We start from the raw sequence: 393 nt of genomic DNA, 5'->3' as shown, positions 1-393 counted from the left end.
GGGCGCGTGCTGCTCGCGCAGCGCCGCGAGGGTCTCGGCGGTCCAGCGCACGATCCGCTCGTCCGGCCGGCGCACCGGCGGGTAGAGCACCCCGCCGGCGACGGCGGAGGTCGTCTCCCCCGGCGGCGCCGCGGCGACGACGGTGGTTTCGTGCCCGGCTTCGGCCAGCCGGTACGCACAGCTGAGCCCGACGATCCCGGCCCCGGCGACTGTCACCCGCATCCCCGCATCGTGACGCACTGGCGCCCCTCCCCCGCCCGCGGGGGACACCCACCCCTCGCACGGGTGACGACGATCGGCGCCGCAGCGGACGTCCCCGCCCATCCGCGACGCCGGGCAGACCACGCGACTTCGCCGGGACCCCGACCCCGATGCCGTGAATGACTCATTCAT

The 393-nt window shown here is 76.3% G+C and carries 1 protein-coding gene; it reads right to left on the bottom strand.

Annotation, left to right across the window (positions count from 1 at the left end):
* On the bottom strand, positions 1-222 hold a 222-nt coding region (locus G3I65_RS09110; RefSeq protein ID WP_160695698.1), incomplete at its 3' end, for an FAD-dependent oxidoreductase.
* Positions 223-393: the final 171 nt, after the last annotated feature.

The organism is Amycolatopsis sp. SID8362 (assembly GCF_010550475.1).
Lineage (GTDB): Bacteria > Actinomycetota > Actinomycetes > Mycobacteriales > Pseudonocardiaceae > Amycolatopsis > Amycolatopsis eburnea.
The sequence above is the reverse complement of the archived record's forward strand: the minus strand, read 5'-3'. Positions and strand labels throughout refer to the sequence as shown.